We start from the raw sequence: 7336 nt of genomic DNA on the forward strand, positions 1-7336 counted from the left end.
TTGGATTATAATGTTTTAAGACAGAATAAGACAGTTGGTAAGACATAAAAAAACAGACAAGAGCAATTTTATCTTGTCTGTTGAATCTTATTGTTCATTTTGAAATATTTCTGAAATGAATTTGCATTCTCCAAAGGTTATCTGAATATGAAATGCGTTTTCTAGTATTGCTTTGTTTTTTATGATGGCATTGAGAAGATCGGATGTGTTTGTTTCTATATCATCTGGGGCGCTGTATTCACCAAACATCAATCTTTCAACCATACAGCAGATGTGGATGATCAATTTTATAAGTATGTTGTTATCACAGTTTTTTTGAAGAACTCTTTCGATTTTTTCAATAAAGTCTAGAATAACGGGAGCAATTTTTTTTGCATCAAGGTATAGCAAATATTTTTGCACAGTCTCTAGAGAGACATCAATAAATATATCTCTTTTAAAACTATATATTGTTTTTTGATCTTGTAAAAGGTGCTCATCTCCTAATAGACGAATTACTTTGGTTACTCCATCACGCATCAAAATATCTTCAAGTGAAATAAATGGATATTCTTCAATTTCGGGATCAATATTTCCGATGATGCAGAGGACTTCTTTTCTTTGAGAAGTGTTTTGGATCATCTTTCTTATTTTCTTTGGGGAATCATTAGAAAGTGAAATAATGTCAATATTGAAAATATTATTTTTTTCTAAGATATTTTTTAAATACATTTCTAGATAGCGAGCGGTTCCCTCCCCGGAATGGCAAATTGTATAAATTACTTTTTCAGTATATTGTTTGATATATTTTTTTATATGATGTTCTAGAGCGTGATCTAGTTTTTTTGTCATGCGAACTACATCGTTTAATACAGCTTCAGCCGTATAATTTAAATAAGATACTTTGCGAACAGATTCTAACAAAATAACAGTATGAATTGTAGGAACCACAAAAATACGTTGAGAAATATGTTGTTTTAATATATCTTCAATGCTGGTTAAAGATCCCATATCTACAAATAAAATGATATCTCCGTCATCAGGCTCTTTTTGAATGGTTATGATTAGATCATCCAAAATCTCATCTACATTCTTTGTTAAGGACATATCAAAAGGAATTAAAAATGATCCATTTAATAGATTGTTTACGACTCCTGCAATATTAGTGGCTAAGGAATCTCCGTGCGCTAATACAAACATATGAATTTTAGATGTTCGAGGTTCATTGTTTTTAAACGTTTGAAGGATCGAGGCAATCATATGAACTTGACTATCCGGTATTTGAAAATGAAAACGTGTTTCAATTTCCTTGATCAAATTTCGCCCAACTTCAATCATTTCCTCGGAGGTGTCATTAGTTACAAAATTAAAACTATTTTTATTATTTTCGTGTATGCTTTTTAAATAAAATGCAAAAGCAGCATTTTGACTTCTCTCCAATAGTAAGTTCATATGATACAAGATCCATTCATGGGTAAATGCCATGATATCTTGTATTTCGTCATCTAAAATAAAGGCTGGATGCGTTGAATCTTCCAATGAAGCAGCTATTTTTTGAACATATTCCTCAAATTGACTTTTTATATCTGTATGTGTAGGTTGAGAAAAATCCACAGGGGATATATTTTCATCATCTTTAAAGCGACAAGGATAAGGTGGAACATAGTAAGCATCTTTAATTAAGCATTTTGTATAATCTTCTTTAGTTTTGCTGTCAAGACGCTCTATACTGTTTTGCACCAATTGTGACAGAGAATAATCATGGACATTCAACTGTTCCAAGGTACTCTGTTTTTGTTCAAGATAACTTCTTGCAACGGATAGACGGATATCGTTTTTTAATTGTCCAATATTTCCCGGAGGATCATACAATACGAGTGCCATTAAGGCATCTCTATCGATCATGATAGGAATATGTGTGGCAATTGCCTCTAAGTTGTATAAGTGTAATACAAGATTTTTCTTTTCTTCAATACTTTTTTCTTCTAGATTTGGAATTCTTATGATCATGGGGATACGACGTAAAAAAGTTGTCAATAAATGATTATCTGGATTCTCTGTGGTTGCCATGATCAAAGAAACGTTTGCTCGATGTTCAACTCCGGACTCTCCTAACATTCGATATTTACCGGTATCAATAAAATAAAATAGCATTTCTTGTCCTTCCGGAGGAAGTCGATGGATTTCATCGAGAAATAAAACACCACCATTGGCATGGGCAATTAGTCCTTCTCTGGTTTGTTCAGCACCGGTATAAGATCCTTTTAAGCTACCAAAAAGTTGGCTCAGCAATAATTCGCTGTTATTGGCATAATCAGCACAGTTAAAAACAACGAATTTAGAATCTTCTTGAAATACATGTTCGTTTAAACCGAATTGATACATTGTTTTAGCAAATAAGCTTTTTCCGACTCCGCTGTCTCCTAAAAGTAAGGTGTGCATGGTCCCACCAGGATAAAGAATACTTGCTTTTGCTGATATTATGGAGTTTTTTAAACTGCTGTCTGCTCCTATCAGGTTGGAAAATGGATCTTGAGTAGTTTCAATGATAGAATGATCGCTCATAAGTTTGGATAGAGTAGGACAGACAGTTTTCTTTTGTAGACAAATTCCGGTTAATTCAGAAAAGATTTTCTGGGAAAAAAACGCAAATTTCTTTTTTCCTGTGATTTTGATGATTTTCCCTTCTTCCCACAACTCGTTAAGGTCTGTACTGGCATTATTTCGAGCAATATGAAGTTGATCGGCAATTTGATAAGAAGTAATGCCAACATCTTTTTGTTTGAGGTCTTCTAATGTGAATTGTTTGCTATCATCGTCGATGATTTGATAGATCTTTTCTTTTCGCAACATATCCATCCTCCTTACACAATTAATGTTTATTCATCAAATTTACTGAGTAGTTTTTTTATGATTTGGTATTCAAAGCGCACACAGTCTTCACACATGCTTGCATCTAAATGTGAAACCATTCCATTTGTTTCCAAAGAAAAGACGCCATTAAAAGAAATTTCTTTTAATGCCTGTATGAATAAATCCCATTCTATTGTTCCCAGTCCACAAATCAAATGTTGGTCCATATGTGTAAAATTATCATTTATATGTAAAACTTTTAGATGTCGTCCTAGAACATGAACCATTTTAGCTGGTTCTAGACCATTTATATTTGCATGGCCTGTATCTAAACAGGCTACGAAATATTCATCACCTAATTCTTCAATATAAGAAACTATCTCTTCAGCTGTGCGAAGTGATGTATCAGTAGCTGTATGAGTGTTCGGATTGAAGGCAAACATATTTTCGATAGCAATTTGTACGTTATATTTTTTTGCATAAGGTATAAATTTTCGGAACATTTGAATATTGTATTTTCTTAGATCTTGATGTTCTTGTTTAGTTTTATAATGATAAAATTTTCTTGGATGCATGACAATATAATGGCAGTCTAAGATTTGAGCGACTTCAAAACTACGTAGAGTCATTTTACTTAAGAAATTTTCTTCTTCGATTTCTTGTTCATTCATTTCTTTGTCGATTCTATGATGGAATAAAGGGGCATGAAGTTGATTAATGATTATATGGTTTTCATCAGCAATTTTTTTAATTTTCTTTGCGTGATCTAAATATCCGTCTTGAGCATAAACAGAATCCGGATAAGCATACATGTCATAACTATAGTCAAGTGCATCAAAACCTATCTCAGCATATTTTCGAATAGCTTGTGATTCGTCTGGATATAAATAACTTAATTCTTCTGTTGTAATTCCTGTTTTCATTAGAGTACCTCCCGAAACTTTCTCATAAAACGATGTAAATTTTCTGCAAAATTTGTTTGTTCCAATAATAGATGAATGACGGCTGTTTGAATATATGTGAACAGAATTCCGAATAACACTGAGTAAATCCCATAAGAAAATAATCCAAATAAAATAACTATAAAGTTAATATAACGCATTACTTTTGAAATTTGAATGTTTTTATTTTTATGATGCAGTATCAAAGCAATAACATCGAATCCAACTGTTGAAGAACGTGCAGACAGACATAAATAATATCCAATGCCAACTAGTATACTTGCTAAAAGGACATCAATCAGTATTGGAAACTGTATATATCCGATATCCAAACTGCTGAATATTGAAAAAAATACCATGTAACAAACACTGCTTAGAATGGATTTTGCTAAGTAGTCTTTTCCTAAAAAAATCAGACATAAAATCAATAAAAGAATAGTTATACAATTTGTAAAAAAAGAAATCCCGATTCCGGTAAAAGACGATAAAATCATGGAAAACGAAGTGATTCCGCCATTGACGATTCCGTTAGGAACGGTAATAAAAGCATATGCACCGGTAATAAAAATGTTACCTAAAATAATCTTGAAAATTGAATTCATAAAATACCTCCTCACTTATTACATACGCAAGAAACATGCCAATTTTGATGGAAATATTTTATTTTGAAGTATAAAATGAGGTTATGAAACATAAAATAGATTCTCGTCAAATATTAAAACAAAGGCAAAACTTATCTTATCATCAGCGATATGAACTAGATATTTTAGAAATATCCAATATGGAATTGCAAGAAGCGATACAAAATGAATTGGAATCAAATCCTTGTTTAGAACAAGATATGAGTTATGAAACGGGACATATCCAAAAAGAAGAAACAAACTTTGAATTATTGTTAAATTATGTTGTTAAAGAGAAAACATTGAGTGAAGAACTATATGATCAAATTCGATGGTGCAATTATTCGATTCATACAGATTTAGCATATTTCATTGCGGATATGCTTGATTCGAATGGATATTTAACCTACAAAAACGAAGAATTGTTAAAGTATTTTCCACAATATGATGAATCAGATGTTGAAGAGACGATAAAAGTTTTGCAGATGATGGAGCCAAGAGGCATTGCTGCAAGAAGTTTATCTGAATGTCTTCTTATTCAGCTTTCTTCAAAAGAAGGATATGTTGTTGATATTGCTAGACATATCGTGCGTGATCATTTAGAAGAGGTAGCTTCTAATCATGTATCATTTTTGGCAAAACAAATGAAAACTTCTTTGACCACTATCCAAGATGCGATTAACTTGATAAAAAGTTTGGATCCTAAGCCGGGAGCCAGATTTTCAAATACAGCCTCATATTTAAAGCCTGATTTATATTGTTATATAGAAAACGGAGAAATTCATTTGGAGTTGATGAATGAGACGTATGGATTATATTTGTCAGATTTTCCTAAAATGGATCGTAAAGAATACAGGATATGGAATCGTAATGCGTTAAATCTTATTTCGGCTATAAAAAAAAGAAATCAAACACTTCTTAAAGTTGGATATGCAGTGTGTCGATTTCAACAGAACTATTTTATACATTCTACCGGTTTAAAACCTTGTACTATGAAACAAATAGCAGATATTTCCAAAATACATGAATCAACGGTTAGTCGTTGTATTGCAGGGAAATCATTGATATTTAATGATCAGGTCATTCCGCTTAAATATTTTTTTCCTAAAGGCCTTGCTCTTGACAGTGTCTTAGAAATACAGGATGTTATTCGAACGTTGATAAAACAAGAAGATCCTTGTCATCCTTTAAGTGATGAAAGTATTTCTGTAAAGCTGGGAGAACTTGATTACCAGGTTTCCAGAAGAACTGTAGCAAAATATCGTGAAAATATGAAAATTGCTTCTTCAGCACGACGAAAGAAAAAATAAATTGATATGTTGATTTTATGGCCTTACATAATAATTTTTAGCTGAAAACTTAAATGAGCAAAACATTCTTTCTTAAATTAAGTATGATATAATATCATGGGTTTGAAGGAGGCTTTATGGAAGAAAAATATATAACTATAAAAGGAGCTCGCGAAAATAACCTTAAAAATATTGATTTACAGATACCAAAAGATAAATTGGTCATTATGACCGGAGTTTCCGGAAGTGGAAAAACTTCTTTAGCTTTTGATACGATATATGCTGAAGGACAGCGCCGATATATGGAATCATTGTCAGCCTATGCAAGACAGTTTTTAGGAAACAGTGAAAAACCAGATGTGGATCAGATGGATGGATTATCACCGGCAATAGCAATTGATCAGAAGACAACATCGAACAATCCTCGTTCAACAGTTGGAACTGTTACGGAAATTTATGATTATTTGCGTTTGATGTATGCAAGGATCGGAGTACCATATTGCCCACATCACCATGAGCCAATCACGGGATCTACGATCAAAGAAATGATTGATAAGATCATGGAACTTCCTGAAGGAACACGATGCACGATCTTAAGCCCGGTGATTTCAGGTAAAAAGGGAACACATAAAGATTTGATTGAAAAATTGATCAAAGAAGGATATGTGCGTATTCGTTTGGATGGTGAAATTGTTTATCTTGAAGAAGTGAACCAATTAGAAAAGAACAAAAAACATTCCATTGATGTCGTAGTGGATAGGATCGTAAAAGGGGATAATCGCTCTCGTTTTCATGATTCTTTAGAAACTGCCTTGAAATTAAGTGATGGATTGGCAATCTTGTTGACAAAAGAAGAGGAAATCCTTTTTTCCAGCAATTATGCCTGCAAGATCTGTGGATTTTCTGTACCTAAATTAGAACCAAAACTGTTTTCATTTAATGCTCCTTTTGGTTCTTGCCCTGAATGTAAAGGATTAGGATTTACGCAGAAAGTAGATTTAGATCTATTGATTCCAGACTGGAATAAATCTATCAGTCAGGGAGGAATTCATTTTTATAAGAATATCGTTAATACGGAAAATCTAGAATGGCAAAGAATTCATTCTTTGATCAAGTATTATGATATTGATATGGATATGCCTATGAAAGACATTCCAAAGAAGAAGTTAAATTATCTTCTATATGGATCCGATGTACCAATTGCCTATAAACTTGAATCAAGAAGTGGAAATACTTCCACAAAGCTTGAATATATTGAAGGGGTTTGTACATTGATCGAAAGACGTTATATGGAGACAACGTCTTCTATGTCTAGAGAATGGTATGGGTCTTTTTTAGCGGATTCACCATGTCCAGTATGTCATGGAGCCAGATTAAATGAACAGGCATTAAGCGTACAGGTGGCTGGTAAAAATATTTATGAATGGACGTGCATGAGTGTTAAAGAGGCACTTGAATTCATGGATAATTTGCAGTTAACACCAACACAGGCCAAAATAGCTGATTTAGTAACCAAAGAAATTCGCAATCGTCTTTCTTTCTTAAACCATGTAGGGTTAGGATATCTAACTTTAGATCGTTTGGCTTCTACACTCTCAGGAGGAGAAGCACAGCGTATTCGTTTAGCCACACAGATTGGTTCGCGTTTAACGGG

4 protein-coding genes and 1 pseudogene are annotated in these 7336 nt (G+C 32.9%); 2 read left to right on the forward strand and 3 right to left on the reverse strand.

The window, feature by feature from the left end; genetic code table 11:
• Positions 1 to 87: 87 nt before the first annotated feature.
• Genes HMPREF0367_RS01055 through HMPREF0367_RS01065 form a run of 3 tightly spaced genes read right to left on the reverse strand, consistent with a single transcriptional unit; the run spans position 88 to position 4375 of the window.
• Positions 88 to 2832, reverse strand: coding sequence for a sigma 54-interacting transcriptional regulator (locus HMPREF0367_RS01055; protein WP_169815926.1), 2745 nt, complete (start codon positions 2830 to 2832; stop codon positions 88 to 90).
• A 26-nt stretch (positions 2833 to 2858) separates the two neighbouring features.
• Positions 2859 to 3755, reverse strand: coding sequence for a sugar phosphate isomerase/epimerase family protein (locus HMPREF0367_RS01060; protein WP_035400298.1), 897 nt, complete (start codon positions 3753 to 3755; stop codon positions 2859 to 2861).
• Positions 3755 to 4375, reverse strand: coding sequence for a YitT family protein (locus HMPREF0367_RS01065; RefSeq protein ID WP_081683602.1), 621 nt, complete (start codon positions 4373 to 4375; stop codon positions 3755 to 3757). Before HMPREF0367_RS01065 ends, HMPREF0367_RS01060 begins: the two co-directional genes overlap by 1 nt.
• An 83-nt stretch (positions 4376 to 4458) precedes the next feature.
• Here HMPREF0367_RS01065 and rpoN point away from each other — a divergent pair, with 83 nt between their 5' ends.
• Both rpoN and HMPREF0367_RS01075 read left to right on the forward strand, forming a co-directional pair.
• On the forward strand, positions 4459 to 5703 hold the full coding sequence (gene rpoN, locus HMPREF0367_RS01070) for an RNA polymerase factor sigma-54 (RefSeq protein ID WP_035400300.1): 1245 nt from the start codon (positions 4459 to 4461) through the stop codon (positions 5701 to 5703).
• A 116-nt stretch (positions 5704 to 5819) separates the two neighbouring features.
• Positions 5820 to 7336, forward strand: a pseudogene (locus HMPREF0367_RS01075) (UvrA family protein); the annotation flags it as partial.

The sequence above is a fragment of the Faecalitalea cylindroides ATCC 27803 genome, assembly GCF_000469305.1.
In the GTDB taxonomy this organism is placed as follows: Bacteria; Bacillota_I; Bacilli_A; order Erysipelotrichales; family Erysipelotrichaceae; genus Faecalitalea; species Faecalitalea cylindroides.